At 72.4% G+C, this 17,085-nt stretch carries 25 protein-coding genes and 1 pseudogene; 1 reads left to right on the plus strand and 25 read right to left on the minus strand.

Annotation, left to right across the window (positions count from 1 at the left end; all coding sequences use genetic code 11):
• Window positions 1-25: 25 nt before the first annotated feature.
• The 18 genes and pseudogenes from mobF to RLT57_RS32385 all read right to left on the minus strand — a co-directional run bounded on the left by mobF (window position 26) and on the right by RLT57_RS32385 (window position 10,552).
• Window positions 26-1,936 (minus strand): MobF family relaxase, encoded by a 1,911-nt coding sequence (gene mobF / locus RLT57_RS32305; RefSeq protein WP_311301241.1) that lies wholly within the window; start codon window positions 1,934-1,936, stop codon window positions 26-28.
• Window positions 1,937-2,147: 211 nt separating this feature from the next.
• Window positions 2,148-2,702, minus strand: a complete 555-nt coding sequence (locus RLT57_RS32310) for a hypothetical protein (protein WP_311301242.1) — start codon at window positions 2,700-2,702, stop codon at window positions 2,148-2,150.
• 409 nt (window positions 2,703-3,111) lie between these two features.
• Window positions 3,112-3,966 carry a hypothetical protein gene (locus RLT57_RS32315; RefSeq protein ID WP_311301243.1) on the minus strand — a complete coding sequence of 285 codons (855 nt, stop codon included), beginning with the start codon at window positions 3,964-3,966 and terminating at the stop codon, window positions 3,112-3,114.
• Window positions 3,967-4,081: 115 nt separating this feature from the next.
• Window positions 4,082-4,741 carry a plasmid partition protein gene (locus RLT57_RS32320; protein ID WP_311301244.1) on the minus strand — a complete coding sequence of 220 codons (660 nt, stop codon included), beginning with the start codon at window positions 4,739-4,741 and terminating at the stop codon, window positions 4,082-4,084.
• 161 nt (window positions 4,742-4,902) lie between these two features.
• Window positions 4,903-5,085, minus strand: a complete 183-nt coding sequence (locus RLT57_RS32325; protein WP_311301245.1) for a hypothetical protein — start codon at window positions 5,083-5,085, stop codon at window positions 4,903-4,905.
• Window positions 5,086-5,157: 72 nt separating this feature from the next.
• Window positions 5,158-5,403: a hypothetical protein gene (locus tag RLT57_RS32330; protein ID WP_311301246.1), complete on the minus strand. Its 246-nt coding sequence runs from the start codon at window positions 5,401-5,403 to the stop codon at window positions 5,158-5,160.
• Window positions 5,404-5,418: 15 nt separating this feature from the next.
• Window positions 5,419-5,973: a hypothetical protein gene (locus RLT57_RS32335; RefSeq protein WP_311301247.1), complete on the minus strand. Its 555-nt coding sequence runs from the start codon at window positions 5,971-5,973 to the stop codon at window positions 5,419-5,421.
• Window positions 5,974-5,976: 3 nt separating this feature from the next.
• Window positions 5,977-6,789: an Lsr2 family DNA-binding protein gene (locus RLT57_RS32340; RefSeq protein WP_311301248.1), complete on the minus strand. Its 813-nt coding sequence runs from the start codon at window positions 6,787-6,789 to the stop codon at window positions 5,977-5,979.
• A gap of 9 nt (window positions 6,790-6,798) precedes the next feature.
• Window positions 6,799-7,059 carry a hypothetical protein gene (locus RLT57_RS32345; RefSeq protein ID WP_311301249.1) on the minus strand — a complete coding sequence of 87 codons (261 nt, stop codon included), beginning with the start codon at window positions 7,057-7,059 and terminating at the stop codon, window positions 6,799-6,801.
• 84 nt (window positions 7,060-7,143) lie between these two features.
• Window positions 7,144-7,509: a hypothetical protein gene (locus tag RLT57_RS32350; protein ID WP_311301250.1), complete on the minus strand. Its 366-nt coding sequence runs from the start codon at window positions 7,507-7,509 to the stop codon at window positions 7,144-7,146.
• A complete protein-coding gene (locus RLT57_RS32355; RefSeq protein WP_311301251.1) occupies window positions 7,506-8,093 on the minus strand; it encodes a hypothetical protein in 588 nt (195 codons plus the stop codon). Before RLT57_RS32355 ends, RLT57_RS32350 begins: the two co-directional genes overlap by 4 nt.
• 34 nt (window positions 8,094-8,127) lie before the next feature.
• The gene (locus tag RLT57_RS32360; protein ID WP_311301252.1) at window positions 8,128-8,658 is read right to left on the minus strand and encodes a hypothetical protein; all 531 of its coding nucleotides are present in this window, start codon (window positions 8,656-8,658) and stop codon (window positions 8,128-8,130) included.
• A gap of 19 nt (window positions 8,659-8,677) precedes the next feature.
• Window positions 8,678-8,914: pseudogene (locus RLT57_RS33655) on the minus strand (AAA family ATPase); the annotation flags it as partial.
• Window positions 8,915-9,009: 95 nt separating this feature from the next.
• Entirely contained in the window at window positions 9,010-9,210 is a 201-nt protein-coding gene (locus tag RLT57_RS32365; protein ID WP_311301253.1) for a hypothetical protein, read from the minus strand.
• 17 nt (window positions 9,211-9,227) lie between these two features.
• Window positions 9,228-9,713, minus strand: coding sequence for an RRQRL motif-containing zinc-binding protein (locus tag RLT57_RS32370; protein ID WP_311301254.1), 486 nt, complete (start codon window positions 9,711-9,713; stop codon window positions 9,228-9,230).
• Window positions 9,710-9,853, minus strand: coding sequence for a hypothetical protein (locus RLT57_RS32375; protein WP_311301255.1), 144 nt, complete (start codon window positions 9,851-9,853; stop codon window positions 9,710-9,712). Before RLT57_RS32375 ends, RLT57_RS32370 begins: the two co-directional genes overlap by 4 nt.
• 23 nt (window positions 9,854-9,876) lie before the next feature.
• Window positions 9,877-10,263: a RapZ C-terminal domain-containing protein gene (locus RLT57_RS32380; RefSeq protein WP_311301256.1), complete on the minus strand. Its 387-nt coding sequence runs from the start codon at window positions 10,261-10,263 to the stop codon at window positions 9,877-9,879.
• Window positions 10,264-10,354: 91 nt separating this feature from the next.
• Window positions 10,355-10,552 carry a hypothetical protein gene (locus tag RLT57_RS32385; RefSeq protein WP_311301257.1) on the minus strand — a complete coding sequence of 66 codons (198 nt, stop codon included), beginning with the start codon at window positions 10,550-10,552 and terminating at the stop codon, window positions 10,355-10,357.
• 141 nt (window positions 10,553-10,693) lie between these two features.
• On the opposite strand from RLT57_RS32385, the gene RLT57_RS32390 reads away from it, so the two are divergent.
• Entirely contained in the window at window positions 10,694-10,885 is a 192-nt protein-coding gene (locus RLT57_RS32390) for a hypothetical protein (RefSeq protein ID WP_311301258.1), read from the plus strand.
• A 100-nt stretch (window positions 10,886-10,985) separates the two neighbouring features.
• Here RLT57_RS32390 and RLT57_RS32395 read toward each other — a convergent pair whose 3' ends face one another.
• From RLT57_RS32395 to RLT57_RS32425, 7 genes are all read right to left on the minus strand, one after another.
• A complete protein-coding gene (locus RLT57_RS32395; protein WP_311301259.1) occupies window positions 10,986-11,525 on the minus strand; it encodes a hypothetical protein in 540 nt (179 codons plus the stop codon).
• 87 nt (window positions 11,526-11,612) lie between these two features.
• Complete coding sequence (locus tag RLT57_RS32400; protein ID WP_311301260.1) at window positions 11,613-11,801, minus strand: hypothetical protein; 189 nt, start codon at window positions 11,799-11,801, stop codon at window positions 11,613-11,615.
• Window positions 11,802-11,866: 65 nt separating this feature from the next.
• Window positions 11,867-13,339 carry a transfer protein gene (locus RLT57_RS32405; protein ID WP_311301261.1) on the minus strand — a complete coding sequence of 491 codons (1,473 nt, stop codon included), beginning with the start codon at window positions 13,337-13,339 and terminating at the stop codon, window positions 11,867-11,869.
• Window positions 13,336-14,184 carry a hypothetical protein gene (locus tag RLT57_RS32410; protein WP_311301262.1) on the minus strand — a complete coding sequence of 283 codons (849 nt, stop codon included), beginning with the start codon at window positions 14,182-14,184 and terminating at the stop codon, window positions 13,336-13,338. Before RLT57_RS32410 ends, RLT57_RS32405 begins: the two co-directional genes overlap by 4 nt.
• An 80-nt stretch (window positions 14,185-14,264) precedes the next feature.
• Window positions 14,265-14,693: a hypothetical protein gene (locus RLT57_RS32415; RefSeq protein WP_311301263.1), complete on the minus strand. Its 429-nt coding sequence runs from the start codon at window positions 14,691-14,693 to the stop codon at window positions 14,265-14,267.
• Window positions 14,694-14,706: 13 nt separating this feature from the next.
• A complete protein-coding gene (locus RLT57_RS32420; protein WP_311301264.1) occupies window positions 14,707-16,764 on the minus strand; it encodes a hypothetical protein in 2,058 nt (685 codons plus the stop codon).
• 139 nt (window positions 16,765-16,903) lie between these two features.
• A complete protein-coding gene (locus RLT57_RS32425; RefSeq protein ID WP_311301265.1) occupies window positions 16,904-17,083 on the minus strand; it encodes a hypothetical protein in 180 nt (59 codons plus the stop codon).
• Window positions 17,084-17,085 lie beyond the last annotated feature (2 nt).

Below are 17,085 nucleotides of genomic sequence, written 5' to 3' on the forward strand. Positions count from 1 at the left end.
CCAACGCCTCCAGTGCCCCTGCGGTTCAGCCGCGCCCCCGGTAGCCGGGTCGGCGCGGCGGTGTCGCGGCCTGGTCGCGGTGCTCGCTCGGCTTGTGCTTCGGTGTCCCGCGGGCGAGTTCGCCGATCCGGCGCCGCAGTTCCTCGAGCCGGGCCAGCCGCTCCGGTGAGAGCACCAACTGCTGCTCCTGGTCCTCCTGGCCGTCGTCCTCCGCGTCGGCCGGATCGGCGAACTGCAGCTGCTCGTACAGCGCCGCGGCGGTCGCCTGGTCAGTCGGCGACGGCCGGCCCGCGCGTGCGGTGGGGGCCGGTTGGGCGGGTCTGGCCGGGGTCCTGGAGGCCCGCACAAGGGCCTGCAGGCTGATGCTGGTGGCCACCGCCCGGGCGTGGACGCTCAGCTGCGGCACGGCATCCTCCGCCAGCTCGAAGCGGTCTCGCCCGGCGGACAATGGCGGGTGCCAGCTGGCGGTGTAGAAGGTGTGCCCGGGCGGGCGCGGCCGACGGCCCGGCAGCTGGGGCGCGGTGACGTCGACGCAGTGCGCCCCGATCGCCGCGTCCACGATCCGGCTCTCCAGGCCGGGGGCGGCGCGGCGGCCCCGCAACTCGCGGGCGAGATGGCGGCGGGCTTCCGCCAGGAGGTGCCGGCGGCGGAAGTGCTCGCGGTGGGTGTAGACGGTCGCGGCGACGTCAACGGCCGCCAAGTCCACGTCGACGTCGTCGACAACAACCGCTCCGGGATCGGCCGGAGCGGGCCAGGCAGCGCGGATGGCGGCCGCGGCGCGGCGGCACAGCTCGAGCAGCCCGTCGACCAGCTCGGCCCCGAAGCGGCGGATCGCGTCGGCCCGCCAGCGACGGCGCAGCTCGGCAAGCGGCAGCGGCGTCTTCTTCGCCGGGCGGCTGTCGTCCGCGGCCCGCTTCATCAGCCGGCTGCGCACCCGCGCCGTGGGCGGGTACCCGTGGTCGGCGATGTAGTCCGCCTCCGCCTGCTCCAGCAGTACGGCAGTGTCGCGCTGCCGGGTGGACGTCCAGTCGATCAGCTCCGGCGGAACCCCCGCGATCTCCATCACCGGCCGCCGCCCCGGCGTGGGCGTGCGCGGCTCGGTCGCCAGCCCGAGCCGGTCGCAGACCTCCTCCAGCACCCGCTGGTTGTACAGGGCGCCGGCCGCCACCACGTGCGCGTACAGACGCCGCGAGTCCAGATGGCCCCACTTGCCGTCGGCGCGCAGCACCTTCACCGACACCACCAGGTGGTCGTGCAGCAGCGGCATCCGGTGCCGGGAGTCGTGGTGCCGGAACCGCGCGACGACCAGACCGCCCACCGGACGCTCCCACCGGATGCCACCCGGCCCGGAGTACACGACGATCGCTTCGTCCTCCAGCCACGCCAGCACGTCCGCGACCGCGACATCGTGGCTGGCGTCGATCACGGCGACGGTCGCATCGTCCCCCAGCGCCCGCAGCAGCGACACCGACGCCGGCGGCCGCGGCACCAGATCGAACGCGGCGACCGGCCCCCGCTTCATCTTCCGCCGACGCGCCGACCGCGTCTTGCCATCTTCGTCCGGCACCACCGCTTCCGGCTCCTGGTCGTCGTCCTGGTCGTCGTCCTGGTTGTCGACGTCGACGTACGTTGGCCGGATGAACTTCCGCCCCAACCGCACCGCCGGAACCTTCCCGGCCGGGACGCCGGGGGCCAGCAGTTCCGGGTGCGGGTGCAGGCCCTGCCCGAACAGCGCCTCCATCTCCGCCTCCGTCACCTCACCCGACAGACCCAGCAGCGGCGCCCCACGGCCAGTCCACTCCCCCGCCGGCACCCCAGCCAGCTCCTGGCCGACCGGGAGCGGCACCTTGCGGTCCCGGCCGCCGTCGCCCACTGCCACGCTCTTCAAGTAGTACCGGCGCATCCCCGGTGAAATCCGCGCTATCGCTGCTGTCACCCAGTCACCACACCCGGTATGGGCAGGGCAGAACAGCGCGGCCGGCATCAGGTCCCGGCAGACGGAAGGGACGGCCCGAAGACTTCTCGGACCGTCCCGTGGGGCGGGATCACGGCACGGCACGCGGGCAGGCCGACGAGGCCGTGTCCCAAAGCTCCGCAGCACCGGTCATGAACTACACGTCCCGCTCCGGACAGGCGGTGGGGGTGCCCTACAACCCGGGCTCGGCTCGACAAAACGCCTCCGCCCGAAGGCGCTCATACAGAGCAGCGTTTCGAACAGGGCTCGTCTGGTCGCTGAGGAAGCGCTCGTACATGCCGACGTCATCCCCTGGAACCGTCAGGCGTGCTTCGTTGTCGTGGAACCCGGTGACCCAACCGTGAGCCTCGGCAAGGTAGACGCTGAGACATGCGGCCTCGATGTCGAGACCAGTGGCTTCCGCTAGTTCCGACATTGTGCACCGAACTGCCTGGGGGTCGATGTGGGCGGCCGTACCGAGGTAGTCGGTGAGCACGTAGAGGCAGACCATGACCGAGTCCGGCAGATCGGCTTGGAGCATCTCACCGAGGTAGTAGTCGCGGATATCGGCGAGCTCTCCGGATTCACGTGCGGCTGCGCGCCAGCGCTCAACGCGCTGCGTGCGCAAGTCTTCCGTCGTCTTTGCTGCCTGCGCGCTGGCGCGGGCGGACTGCCGGTAGGTCAGACCCATACGGGCAGCCCTGGTGCGGACCCGCGTCTTGCCCCCGTTGGAACCGTTTTTCGTCACGTGCTTCTCCAGGGGGCCACACTCCGCCCGGGTCAGCAGAACACCATGAAGTGGAATCGTTGACACGGGCCCGCACCGGCAAGTACCGGGGGACCTTGGCCGAACTGGGTCGCAAGCGGTGTGGACGCTGTGCGACAGCGGCGAGCGGCGTTCGTGGCATGCCGCAGGAACAGTGTGAGCCTTGGGAGGGGCCGCATCGCCGCGGTCACCCGTAAGTGGGCGCGGCGCGTCCGGGTGTCCCATTCCACTTCGAACGGTCCCGGACCAATTGGTCCGGGACCGTTCGAAGGTGTACGAGTGCCTAGCCGTCAGGCGAGCGCGCACACGGTGGCCGACTTCACCGGCTACCGCCGCGCCCCCAAAAGACGCGGGACTTCCCCAATTGGGGAAGTCCCGCTCAACCCCGGGCTCAGTCCTCTACGAGTTCGGCATCCACGATGACTTCCCCGTCGACCGCGCCGGCGTCGGCGTCGACCTTCACCTTACTGAGGATGCGGCCAATGCGACGGATGGCGGCTTGCTGACGCTGTGCTTCCTCGCTGGTGCGGACTCTGCGGGCGGCCTTGTCCTCTGTGGCGTTCTCGATTGCCTGCCGTGCACGGTTCAGCAGCAGCACCGCAGCGTCCACCGGGTCTGAGCTCAGGTCGGACGTGTTGCCATGCTCGCCCTCCGCTTCGCCCCTTTGTGCAGGCATCGGTGCTTCGGGGGCGGTTGTCCACGCGGCGCTGACAGCCTGGCTGCGCTCAGCCGGATCGGCGACACCCTTGGATGCCGCCACTGCCTTCCTCACCCGCTGCTGGACCTGGTTGGCTACGAGTCGAACTCCGCCTTGCTGGTGGGCCCAGTACAGCCCGGCGTAGGCGCGCGCGGCCTCCTGGTCACTGGTGCGTTCCGCGTACGGCAGCAGCTTGCGCAGGTGACTGTCGGGCAGAGGTCGGCCCAGCTCTTTCTGCACGGTCTGCGCCAGGCGCCAGCTCTTCTGGAGTCGGTCGGCCTCGCTGGTGGAGAGACCGTCGTGCTCTGCGTTCAGGTACTCCTCCCAGGTGCGGGTGCCGTCGCCGCGGTACAGGCGGCGCCGTCGCACCACTTCCAGGGAGAAGCCGAGCATCCAGCGGGCGGAACGAGCGTTGTCGACCGCTCGGTGTGCCTCGGAAAGGAGACGCTGCTCCTGCTCATCGAGCGGGCCGTGTGCAGTCTCCGGCGTAGCGTCTACGTCCGGAAGGGACAGTCCCCAGTGCTCCATCGTGAAGGGCTGAGCGCGCATCTGTGGAGGGTCAGCGGGCCGGTCAGGCACAGCAACGCTGTCTGACACGGGGGTCGCGCTGCCGGCGGAAGACTGCTGGGCGCCTTGGGCGGCTGCCGCTCGGAAGTCACGACGCTTAGGCACTCTTGATCAGCCCCCGCGCCTGCAGCTCGGTGACCAGCTCACCGAACGGGCCCCGGCCCGCGTTGTCGACAGGAAAGCCCGTGGCCTGCTTGATGTCGTCCAGGACCGGGATCTTCACCGTGAGCACGTTGTAGTCGGCGTCGGTGAGCAGGCCCCGGATCTCGCCTTCGCTGCGGACGTTGGGACGCACCCGGTTGAGGAGCACCCACATCGGCGGGGCGGTACGCGAGGGCCTGTCGAACGCGGAGCGGCCGACCATGGTCTTGACCGGGGTGGAAGTGCGCGGCTGGTGGACGCGCTGGTAGTCGGCCATGGAGGGTTCCATGTGGACGAGGACCAGGTCGGCCACCTTGAGCACGCTGTCGGCGATGTGCGGGTGGTTCTCGGTGTGGCCGACGTCGACGATGTCGATCCCGTCTTCTCCGAGCGGCGTGTACTCCTCAGCGAACTTGGCGGAGGCGTTGTGCTCGACAGGGAAGGGGAAGCCGGCGAGTTCGGACCACTGCGTGAGGTGCTCGGATTCGTCCGCGTCCCACAGCTGCACGCGGTATCCAGCCTCGTGGAATGCGTGTCCCATCATGCCGGTGTCGGTCGTCTTGCCCATACTTCGTGGGCTGATGTTGGCGATGAGCACGGCGGGGTCTCTCCTCATGCGGTGGCTACCTTCCGCATGATGCTGCCACGTCTCCCGCTCCCCGAGGACGGGCACCACGTCACAAGTTGTGACCGCGCAGCATCAACCCGGCCCTGAACGCACGAAAGGCCCCGGCCCGCAGCAGAGTTGCTGCGGTCCGGGGCCTCGTCAGTGCTGGGTCAGATGCCGTAGAGCTTCTGCAGGGCGTTGGCGACTGCCCGCGGCTTGCGGGCGATGTCTCCGACGTTGATCGCGTCCGGACGTACGGGGTCGGCCTGGCGCGGGATGTTGACGGTCGGGCTGGGGGAGGGGGCGGGAGCGCTGTCCGGGGGGTCTTCGGCGGCGCGTCGGATGCGGATCATGGGTGTGCACTCCGTGTGAGTGTGGGGGGTGCGTGCTGGCTGTCCAGGCGGGGCACGCACCCCCGTTCGGTGTCAGGTGCGGGCGGCGGGCTTGGCGAGGTGGGTGCCGAAGTGGACGTCGCGCAGATACTCCAACTCCGCCCTGGTGCGGCGGGTGGCGGTCCAGTCGCCGGCCGAGCAGGTCGCGGTGTACGCCGCGCGGCCCGTGCACCCGGAGGCGGCGTCGCGGGGCTTGCCGGTGCTGGTGACCGGGTGGGTGCAGACGGTCTGGTCGACGTCGTCGTGGACGGGCCGGATGGTGGCGGTGATGCGGGCCACGGCGTTCCCTTCGGGTCAGGCGTCGCCGTAGGCGCGGCGCTGGTGGGTGTCGATGAGGTCGGTGCAGGTGTCGGGGTAGACGGCGGTGCCGAGCAGGTCGCCGTCCTTGGTCCACACGGTGTCGGCGCACAGGTCCGGGTCGGACCAGACGATGTACTGGCCGAACCGCTCCAGCCTCCCGACGTCGGACAGGGTGTCGCTCGAGGGCGTCACCGGACCGGCGGCGGCCGCCGTGCTGTCGTCGGCGTCGTCGTCGGGGTCGTCGTCCGTGGGGTCCAGGGGCAGGGTGCCGAGCAGTTCGAGGGTGAGGACCTGGAGCCACATCGGGTGTCCGCTGATGCGGGGCAGTCCGAGGTAGCCGGTGACGCGGATGTTGTCGCCGGGCCGCAGTTCGTGCAGCACGGCATTGGTCAGCTCGGGGTCGGAGACGCTGCACGGCAGCACCATCTCGTCGACGAGTTCGTCGGTGGGGGAGACGATCAGCCGGAAGCGGGCGCGGGTGCCCACCGTGTCGTCGGCGGCGACCTCTTCGTCCAGGTAGCCGTCCAGGACTATGCCGTCGGTCGTCATCGCTCAGCCCGCCTTCGCCAGCGTGGCCGGCTGCTGGTGGGCGGCGTCGTAGGCCTCCACGATCGAGGCCTTGATGACGCCCGCGGTGCCGACCTGGTGGCCGTTGGCGCGTGCCCAGGTGCGGATCGCGGCGAGCTCCTCGCGTGAGCGCTTCCCGCTGGCCGGGCGGATCGGGGTGGGCGCCTCGATCACCGCGGCGGCCCGGGGGCCGCCGGCCTTGAGCTGCCGCAGGCGCTCCTCTTCGGCCCTCAGATCGGCCCGCAGCTTGGCGATGCGGTCCTCGGCTTCGGCGGTGGCCTGCTCGGTGGCGAGGCGCTGGGTGAGGTCGGCGAGGTCCTGCCGTATGCGGGCGGCCTTCGCACGGACGCTGGCGAGCGGGTGCTGCTCCGCCCACGGCAGCAGCACGTCGGTGTCGGCGATGTCCGGCGCGGTGTGCTCGGGAGCGGTGGCGGCCGTGTCGCCCGTGGCGGTGTCGTCGGCGGTCACGGCGTCGGGGGTGGTCTCCGGCTCCGGCGCGTCGGCGGCCGGTGCGTCGTCGGCGGTCTGCGCGGGGGAGTGGGGCATGACGGGCTGGTCTCCTGACGGTTCAGGGTCGGCCGCGTCGGCGGCCGGATCGGGCGTGGGGATGAGGGGGAGCAGGGGAGTGGTCGCGTCGGGGTCGGCGGGCAGCCCGAGGGCGTCCAGGAGGACCAGGAGGTCGTCCTTGTCGCGGGAGTGGCGGGCCGTGAGCCGGGACGCGAGGATGTCCGCGCCTGCAGGCAGCTCGGAGGTGCCGAGGGCCAGGGCTTCGTCGGCGGCGCTGAGTTCGTCGAACACGGCCGCCTCCTAAGCGCCGGCGCGGCGGCGGCCGCGGGGCAGGTCGGAGACGAAGCGGTCCTTGCCGGGGTTGCGCTGGACCCAGCGTTCGGCGCAGACCTTGTGGACGTCCTCGCCTGCATGGGACCGCAGGACCGTGTGGCGGTTGCAGAGCACGCAGCGGCCGCCGCCGGTGAAGTGCCAGCCGTCGTGCCAGTCGAGCAGGACGGGGGGCGGGGCGGTGGCGGGCGGGTGTGTCGGGGTGGTGCCGGGCAGGCCGGCGGTGGTCATACTGGGCGTCCCTCCTCTTAGGTGAGGTGTGGAGCCCGGGACAGCCGTCAGCCGCCAAGCAAGGGCGGCTGTCCCGGGGCGTAGCTACTCCCGCTCCCCGGCCGGGTGCAGGGTGCGGGTGGCGTAGTGCAGGCGCAGGCCGGCGGAGTCGATGACGAACGCGGCCGCCTCTTCGAGCAGGCCGGACACCTCGCGGTCCTGGTCGTCCTCGATGCGGTCGGCGGCGCTGCCGGCGACGGCCAAGAGCTGCGCGAGGCTGCCGAACACCCCGGCCTGCGGGTCGTCCTCGCGGAAGAACTCGCGCGGGATCTCCGCCAGCGTCTCCGGTTCAGCGAGGTCGGCCAGGTCGTCCTCGATCTGCTGCAGCGCCATCAGCGCGATGCCGACCGACGCGCGAGCGCGGCCGATCCGCGGGTCCTCCGCCCCGTCGCCGGGACCGGTGGCGGTCACCGGGCGGCCCGGGTGGCGAGCCAGGTGGTGACGAGCGCGGCGGCGACGCCGATCGCGCGGTGCGCGGCCTCATCGAGCTCCATCAGCGCCGTGCCGGGGCCGGAGAGCTCCGGGGCGGCGTCGCCGGGCTTGCGCACGGCGGTGGCGTGCTGGATGTAGCCGGCCTTCCCGGCCCGGCCAGCCAACCACAGCAGCGGTTCCCTGCGGTCCAAAACGGCATGGGTCAGGCCGTTGATGGCGGCGCCGACCAGCAGCGCCCGGACGGGGACGCGCACGCCGAACGCGCGGGTGACGCCGATCGCGGCGAGCAGCTGCACGCCGCTGTAGGAGGCGACGTGGCGGGTGACGCAGGCACGGCCGTAGGCGCTGGCGGTGCAGGTGCGGCCTTCCTTGCCGTGGCGCCAGGGGTCGTCGGCGACGGGCTTCCCGTCCGCGGCGTACACCAGGTGCGTGCCGTGGGCGCCCTTGCCGGATGCGTCGCGGGACTGCTGGATCCAGTGGTCACCGAGTCCGTGCAGGGCCTCGAAGGTGGCGGTGAGGGCTGCGAACAGCGCGAGGCGTTCGCCGCGGGTGGGGGTGGTCATGAGGTGGGGTGGTCCCTTCTGGTGGGGGAGTGGGTCAGCCGACGAACAGCACGTCGTCGCAGCGGCCGCAGACGGCTTCGTCGTCGGGTTCGTCGCGGTAGGCGGCCAGGAGTTCGACCGGGGTGCCGACGGGGACCCACAGGTCTCCGCCGCAGTCGCAGGTCCCGCCGACGCGGGCCTGCCAGGTGCGGTCGTAGGGCTCGCCGCCGACGTAGCGCAGCTCGAGGTCGCGGCCGGCGATGGTGAAGCGGCCGTGCTCGCAGCCCGCGTCGGTGTACGCGAACGCCGCGGCGAGGTCGTCGCCGAACTGGACGCGGATCTCGTGCACCGGGTCGGGGTCGGCGGCCGCGGTCGCGGCGCGCTGCAGGGCGAGGTGGAGCAGGTCGATGGACGCGGCGTCGTGGACCTGGTCCCAGCCTTCGGCGAGCAGCTGCTCGTGGGTCGGCACGGCGGCGTGCTGCCAGGTGACGGCGTCCGGCGGTACCTGCTTGGTCTTGGGCCTGGTGTGCTGCCGGGCCAGGCATTCGTCCAGCGGGGTGCGGCACACGATCGCCACCGTGGGCACGCCGAAAAGTCCGCGCGCGCCGCAGAAGGTCCATGCGCACGGGGGTGTCGGTGTTGGTGGAGTCCACCACCACCGACAAGCCGCGCTCCAGGCGGGCGTCCAGCAGCACGCGGAAGGCGGCGACGGCGGCCGGGGTCGCGGACTGCTCACCGGGCGAGCCGGCCGCCAGGGCGCGCAGGGCGTCAAGCTCCAGCCGCCAGCTGGCGGGGAACGCCTTCGCAGCCGTCGACTTGCCGCTGCCGGCGGCGCCGACCATCGCGATCAAAGCCGGTTCGGGGAAGTGCACGGGAATTCTCCTTGGGAACGAGAAACGGCCCGCCGGGATGGCGGGCCGTGCGGGGTGCGGTGCTGTCAGCGGGTGCGGCCGGTCTTCTGCAGTTCCTGCGCGTGGCACAGGACGGGCGCGATCAGCGGGCTGATGCCCTTGACGGTCCAGCGGCCGCCGGTGAGCGGCCCGGGGGCGACGTCGTCCACGATGACGCCCGTGCGTCCGGCGGCGCGGGGGTCGTCCGCGCAGGAGGTGATGAGCACTTCGTCGCCTGCGGTGAACACGGCGGTGTCTCCTTCGGTCATGCGGCCAGGTGGTGGCCGGTGCGCGGGAGCGTGTAGTGGGTGGGGTCCGCTGGGACGTCGTCGTGACAGGGCACGCACATCCCGAGGGTTCTCAGAGGCAGGCAGTAGTAGTACCTGCGGCCGCAGAGCGGGCAGGTCTGCCTCGCGGCCATCGCCTTGTCCAGCGCGACTTCCTTCGCCAGCGTCATCGGCCGGACTTTCTTGGCGAGGTCGATGCGGAACAGCAGCGCCTTGTGCCGGCACTCGGTGCGCGGCTTGAACGAGCACTTCCGGCACTTCAGCTCCGCAGCCGGCCCGTGGCCGCCGGGGCGCAGACCCATCGCCCGCAGCTGGCGGCGTGTGGCGAGCTCCGCTTTCGGTGCCGTGTTCCAGTCGTACACCGGGATCCCGCCAGAGGTGCCGTTGCCGTACGGGTCGACGTCGACCAGGCCGCCGGCGACGTCGCTGGCCTTCCCGGCCGGGGCGGCCGCGGGCGCGGTCACCGTAAGCGGCGGGGCCAGGGCGCCGGGGTGCGGCGCGCGCGGTCGTTGAGGGCGGCGGCGGCCTTGCCGCGGTGCAGCTGCACGCGCAGGATCCGCGGCCGGGGCCGGCCGTCCTTGACGCGGCGGGTGCGGAAGGGCATCACGAAGTTCCCCCCGAGGGTGGTCAGCGGTTGACGACGGGCTTGTCGAGGTCGCGGTGGAAGACGTCGACCGGCCAGCCGTACGCGCGCACGGCGGCCGCGACCTGCTCAGCCACCACGGGGGCACGGTGCCGGCCGCCCGAGCAACCGGCCGCGATCGTCACGTCGAAGCCCTCGGTGAGCTCGAGGTGGGCGTGGAATGCGAGGCCGGTGATCTGGTCGGCGATGCCGGGGGTACGCAGCACGGTGTCGACCACCGCCTGGTCGCGGGCGGTCATCTCGCGCAGGGCCGGGTCGATGTGCGGGTCCTTGTATTCGCGCAGGTCGATGATGAGGTCGGCTTCGATGGGCGGTTCGGCGTGCAGGAAGCCGAAGCTGATGACGCACAGGCGCAGTTCGCGCTCGGACACGGTGTCCTCCTCAGCGATGAGCCGGGCTGTCCGGCCCCGTGGCCCGTCCCCGGCCCGCAGGCGCGCGGTACGGGGAGGGACCACGGGGCCGTCAGCGGCCGGTGCTGCGATGGACCGGGCGATGGAGGCGGGCGAACCTCCCGGTGATGCGGGCGACGGTGGCGGTGTTGCCGAGTAAGGAGGCGACGACGGCGACTGTCGCCAGGACCGGGATGTGGTGGGTGTGGAGCTGGACGGCGAAGGCGCCGGTCACGGCGAGGCCGGCGGTGAAGATGACAGCGCGGATCATGTGTTCCTCCTGGAGAAGGGGCATCGGTCGCAGGGCTGCGCGGGTGTACGCCGCGTGGGCTGGTGTGGGGGCCTGGCGGTACGTCAGGCTGGTGCCACCGCGAAATAAGGCGACGCAAGGTGAGCGAAGGGGGCGACGGCTATGGCGGTGGAATTCGAGTCCGTGATCGCGGACGGAGTGATCTGGCCCGCCTACACCGACGATGACGGCCGGTTGTTCATCGACGTCGACTACGAGGTCGACGTGCCGGTCGACCACGCGATCGTGGACGGTGTGATCTACCCGGCCTGGATCGACGACGACGGCCGCCTGCTGATCGACCTGGAGGGCTGACCGCCCCTGCTGCGAGCGGGGCGGTGTGGCCGGGCGGTCTGTCCCGCATCCGATCCGCCGCCCGTGCGGGCGGGGTTCGGATACGAGGCGGGCGGCCGGGTCACCGGTGGTGCGAGGTGTTGGCGCTGGCGTTGCTGGTGGTGGACTTCCCGAACCACCGGTTGTGGTTGGTCACGGTGGTGTGGGTCTCGTTGTGGATGTGTGTGCTCCCGCCGCTGCGGCCGGTGAGCTTGGCGAGCAGCAGCCCGGCGAGGATGACCGCCAGGGCGCTGCCGCCGGACAGCGCGCCGATACCGGCGGCGGCCTGGCCGATGCCCCAGCCGATGCCGGCCCCGGCGACTCCGGCACCGACGCCGGTCGCGGCGACCATCTGCGCGCGCGGATCGAGCAGCGGGACCGGGGCAAGGTCGCGGGGCTGCGCGGCGGGCATGACCTGCGTGTGCAGGTACCCGGCCGGGAGGCTGTCCTTGGGGACGCCGACGTAGCCGCTGCCGTGGGGCACGAAGACGATCTGTGCGCGCTCGCCGGACAGCTCCACCTGGCCCTGCAGGGGCGTGGCGTAGTGGACCAGGTCGGCGACCGGGGCCGGGTAGGCGGGGCCGGTCGGGGTGTGGGCGGTGGTGGTCTCGTACTCGTACACGGCGGTGGCCTTTCGGGGCGTGCCGCGTCCCCGCCGTGGCGGGGACGCGACGGACGGCGGGGAGTGGAGCGGAAGTTCAGCGGGCGGCTACAGCGAGGACACCCAGCCGGAGATCGACTCCAGGGTGTGGGTGATGCCGGGCGCGGCGCCGGTGGAGGCGATCGAGAAGCCGAACAGCGCGGTGGCGATGCCGGGCCACAGGCGCTGGTAGCCGAAGCGCCAGAGCAGGAAGATGATGATGCCGAGCAGGAGCGTGGCGGAGATCGTGATGACCACGGCGGGTGGCCTTTCGTGAGAAGGGCGGGCCGCCCGTGCGGCCCGCCGTCGACGTCCAGGGGTGGTCAGCCGCGCAGGTTGCTGAGGGTGTTGCGGACCGAGCCGAGCTTGACCTCGCGGCCGCCGTCGGCGTTGACGAGCTCCAGGACTTCCTTGGCGTCCAGGTGGTCGTCGTGGGCGTCCAGGACGGCCTGCACGCGGTCGGCGATGGTGCGGGACCGCTCGCGGGTGGCGGCGGGCATCGCCGCGGCGCGGGCCGGTGCGGATGATCCGGCCCGGCGACCGCCACCTCCACCGCCTCCACCTCCACCGCTGCCACCGGCGCCGGCGCCTTCCTCGCCTTCGTCCGGTTCGGGGAAGACCGCGGCGTAGGCCTCCTGGCCGTCCAGGCGGCCGGTGTAGGCCTCGCCGATCGCGTCCCATGCGGTCTGCTCGATCTCGGCGGGCTTGCCGTCGCCGTACAGGGCGAGGATTTCCGGGTCCAGGCCGTCGGTGGGGACCGGGGAGCCGGTGCGCCAGAACCGCATCCGGGAGCTGGGGTAGCGGCCGTTGACGAGGTAGCCGGTGCCCTGGGTGCCGGGCAGGTCTTCGTCGTCGACGTCCTCGTCGAACTGGCTGCGCAGGTCGACCTGGCCGGCGTACTTCGGAATGGGTGCGAGGGCCTGCCCGGCGGGTAGCAGACCGTCGGTGACCAGCTGCCGCATCATGCTGGACGTCCAGCGGAGCAGGACGACTTCGCCCTCCTTGAGCATGGATCGCAGGGTGTCGGAGCCGCCCATCTCCTCGAGGTGGCCAGCCTGCGCGAACAGTGCGATGCCGATGCCCAGCGAGCGGCCGGTGCGGCCGATGTCCTTGATGTAGAAGGTGGCCTCGTTGCGGAACGGGGCGCCCTTCTCCAGCAGCCGGTTGGCTTCGTCGATGACCTGGAAGACCAGCGGGTCGGGGCGGTCGCGCAGGAACTTGGAGCGGCCCATCGCGGCGTAGCGCTCCTGGCGCTCCTGCATGAGCGTCCAGGTGGTGTGGAGCTGCGCCATGGTGCCCTCTTGGGTGGTCACCCGCCAGCCGGTGTTGCCGTCGGCCCCGGACTCGGTCTGGCCGAAGGCTTCGGGTGCGGACTGGCCGCCCTTGAGGTCGGCGTAGTTGACCGCGATCCCGGCGCGCTTCATCGCGGCGAGGATGATCTGCCCGGCCGTGGACTTGCCGGCGCCGGTCGTGCCGAACAGCAGCAGCCGCTGCGCCGACCCGGAACTGGGGTCGTACAGGCGCAGTAAAGCGGGGCGGCCGTTGTGGTAGCGGCCGACCCAGATGCGGCCGCGGGCGTCCATGAGCAGCTGCTCGGGGTCGTTCAGCAGCACTTCGGCCAGCGGGTCGTCGGGGTAGATCGTCACCAGCGCCTTGGACGCGCCGTTCGTCTCGATCGCCAGGCGGTTGACGTCCTTGATGCCGAGCGCGTCGGCCAGGCGCATCGGGTGGTACTGGATGAGGTCGCCGGGCGGCGCCTCGACGGTGAGTTCGTAGATGGTGCGGCCGGTGGTCATTGGCTTCCTTCCTTGTCGAACGTGATGCCGCCGTCCGAGCTGACGTCGACGGTGCGGATCGAGGTGATGACGGTCCCGGGCATCCCCTTGGGGGCGATGTGCTGGGTCCAGCGCTCGAACAGGTCGCCGCTGTCGGCGGCGGCCTGGCCGACGGTCAGGCGGCGCTCATCGGCGCCGCGGCCGGGCACCGGGGAGACGGTGATCTCTTCCTCCGGCCAGTGCAGCAGCGCGGACAGGTGCGGGATCGAGATCACCGGCACCGGGGTGCCGTCGACGGTGGTCCGGATGATCGCGCGCAGCGCCTTGGGGCCGGTCTGCTCGACGTCGACCAGCGCGGTGCCGGGGGCGACGCCGCCCTCGACGGCGACGCGCTGCGCCCACCACGCGGTCATCGGGTGCTGCACTCCGGCCTGCCCGGCCGCGGCGGCGGCCTCGCGGGCGGCGCGGATCGCTTCCTCGGTCAGGTGCGGTTCGCGGCCGGCCAGGATGCGGGCGGTGCGGGCGGGGCGCAGCCACCACACGGCGGCCGCCCACGCGGCGTCGGCGACCAGCTGCCACCAGGTCGGGCCGTGGATGGCCCGCTCCACCGTGGCGATGACGCCCATGGTGATCGACGGGGTCAGGTACAGGGCGGCCGCGGTGTCGCGGACCCGGCCGGGGGGCAGGGTCCAGGCCCACAGCGCGCCGTAGGCGGCAGTGCCGATCGCGGCCAGGCCGGTGAAGGGGAACGGGTCGGGCATGAACGCGCCCGCCGTCAGCGCGGTGGCGCCGGCCAGCGTGGCGAGGCGGCCGACGCGGTCGCGGGCGACGGCGATGTGTCCGCGGATGTGTGCGAGGGGGATCACGGGCGTTGCTCCTCACGGGGGTTGGGCAGCGCGAAGGGCGGCAGGCCCGGTGGGTCTGCCGCCCTTCGGCGTGCTGCTGGTCAGCGGTTGCTGTAGAACTCGCGGTCGGCCATCTCGGCGTCCATCGCGTCGGCCGCGGCGGCGACGGTGCCGTAGTCGGCCTGGTGCGCCTCGGCGGCCTGCTCGAACAGGGTGCTGAGTTCGTCCAGTTCGTTGGCCATCGCTTCGGCCTCTTCAAGGACGGACCGCATGGTGGTCGCGGCGTCGCGGTGCTCGCCGACGGTGTCCTTGTCGACGTTGAGCGCGGCGGCCTGGTCGGCGAGCCGGTCGACGGATGCGGAGCAGTCCTCCACGTACTTGTACGTGGCGCGGACCTGCGCGGAGACGTGGGCGAGCTGCGCGCCGGCGGTGGTGAGCTGCACCAGGACGACGCCGTACCGGACGCCACTGGCGATGACGCTGCCGGCGGCCTGGATGACTCCGGCGGTGCGGGGGACCAGATCGGACACGGGGGTGTCCCTCCTACTCGTTGTGGTAGTCGCGCTCGGCCGGGGCGGTGTGCCCGGCGTCGCGGACCGCGTCGGCCAGCGGCTTGTGTCGCACGGCGGCCTTCTGGCCGGCCGACGCGATGGCCTCCGAGGCGGCCGGGATCGTCTCCGCCACCGCCTCCGCCCGGGCCTTGACGGTGCCGGCCTTCTCGAACAGCAGCAGGACCAGGCCCTCCAGTACGCCGGGGACCTTGAGGTCCTGGATCTTGGCGTGCAGGGCCTCCAGGCGGTTCATCAGGACCTCGCAGTCCTCGGCTGCCTGCCGGGCGTCGTCGGCGCCCTGCATGATCTCTTCGGCCATGTCCTCGTCGGACTCGATGACGTCGTAGATCGTCAGGTCGGCGTCGGCGTACTGGGTGTTCGGTGCGCCCATGGGCCGTGCTCCTCTCGTTGGTGCTGCGGCGGCCGGCAGGCCCGGCCGGGCCCGCGGGATCACGCGGGCGGGGCGGGCCGGCCTGCCGGGCTCGCCGTCCGCGCGTTCGACGGTGTAGGTGGCCGGTTCGGTGTAGCCCCAGCCCGGTGGCGGCCCGAATCCCGGCCCGCCACCGGCGGTGCTGGCACCGCCCGGACCGGTCGGCCCGGACGCGCCGGTCGACGTCCCGGCCGCGCCGGAACCGCCAGGGGAACTGGCGGGACCCGGCGGGGCACCGCCTGGTCCCGGTCCGGCGCCGGCCCCTGCGGTCGGCGTTGGGGGAGCGGTGCCCGGCCCTGGCGGCGGCCCCGCAGGACCACCGCCGGCCGAACCGGCCCCCGCGCCCGCCCTCGGCTTGCGCTTCTTGGTCAGGTCGACCTTGTACGCAGCCGCGGGCCTGGGCTTCTTGGTCAGGTCGACCTTCGGCCCGGGAGCTGCTGCCGCCGCCGGGGCGTCCGGCTTGGCGGGCTTGTTCGGCCAGTTGGTGATGTAGTCCGCGGCCCGTGCCCGCAGCGCGCCGCGGATGGTGTCGGGTCGCTTGGGTGTCTTGGTCAGCGACACGCCCGTCGTGCCGCCCTTGGCGGCGACCGGCTCCCAGGAGCCGGTGCTGATCCGGTCGGCGACCCGGTTGCGGACCGCGCCGCGGACCGTGTCCGGACCCTTGAGCGGCTTGTTGGCTGCCGGGGTTCGAGGGGACTTGCCGGGGGTGACGGAACCGCCGGCGGGCTGCCACGAACCGGAGGTGATCCGGTCGGCGACCCGGCCCCGGGCGGCGGCCCGGATTCCGCCCGGGGAGCCGCTGCGGTCCGGGCGGGACGGGGCGGTCTGGCGAGGCGCCGGGCCGTTGCGGATGCGGTCCGCGGCGCGGTCCCGAACGGCCCCTGAAACGCCGGAATTCCGGCCCCCGAGGCCATTTTTGACGCCGCTCGTACCGGACGCCCCCAGGGGGGTTCTGCGACTATCGGCGGCCCCGCCCCGGCCCAGCGTGCCTCCAGCGCCCGAACGGCCGCCAGAGGCCCCGCCAGGGGCCGTGTTGCGGCTGCCGGGGCCGGTGCCGCCCGGTGTCCTGCCGGGTGTCGCACCGGAACGGAAGGTGGCCGGAGTGTTGTTCCGGGCGGAATTCATCCGACCGCCGGAACCGCCTCCCATACCGCCGGAATTACGCACCTGATGCCGTCCGAATTCAGCTCCGGACTGCATACGCGGGCGAATGCCGCCCGCTCCGGTATTCGCTCTTCCATTGGCCCGGTCGGCGATTGTCCGGTGGTGCTCCTGGCGGGCGCGGAAATACGCGGCGACGTGGTAGGCGCCGCGCAGGGCGGCTACCGCGACCCCGGCCATCATGACCGTGGACATCACGCCGACGCCGTGCGCGGAACTGCCGGAATCGTCGGTGATTCCCGGCTGGTGATTGCCCGCATCGTCCTGTGTCGCGGCGGAGATGTCGGGCGCGGCGGCCAGCGAAAGCGAGGCGGGCGGGGCCAGCGGGGTGGACAGGGGAACCAGGGCCGGGATGGGGTCGGCCGCCGGCGGCGGGTCGTCGCCGACGGCTCCCGGGAGGGTGATCCGGGGGAAGCCCAGGACCGTCCCGGCCTCCGCCCCGGTGTCGTCATCGGCCATCGGCCGACCTCCGTTCGTTCGGTCACCGAGGGTGGCCCCGGACGGGGGCCCCTCGCGTGCGCGCACGTGTGCGCGCACCATGGGACCCCCGATTCACGGCCTCGCGGTGATGATGATGAGCAGTGATGTGCACGCGGTGTCACAGGCCGTTGCGCTCGGACCAGCCGCTCAGCAGGCGGACCAGGTCCGCCCACTTCGCGTCGTCGTCGCCGGCCAACTTCCGCGCCAGGTCCCACAGGGCACTGGCGCGGTCCTTGTTGGTCGTCGTCGACGCGATGCGCGGCTTCCAGTGCGCCGCCTGCCCGGGAGTCAACGGCACTG

Source organism: Streptomyces sp. ITFR-21, from assembly GCF_031844685.1.
Classification (GTDB): Bacteria; Actinomycetota; Actinomycetes; order Streptomycetales; family Streptomycetaceae; genus Actinacidiphila.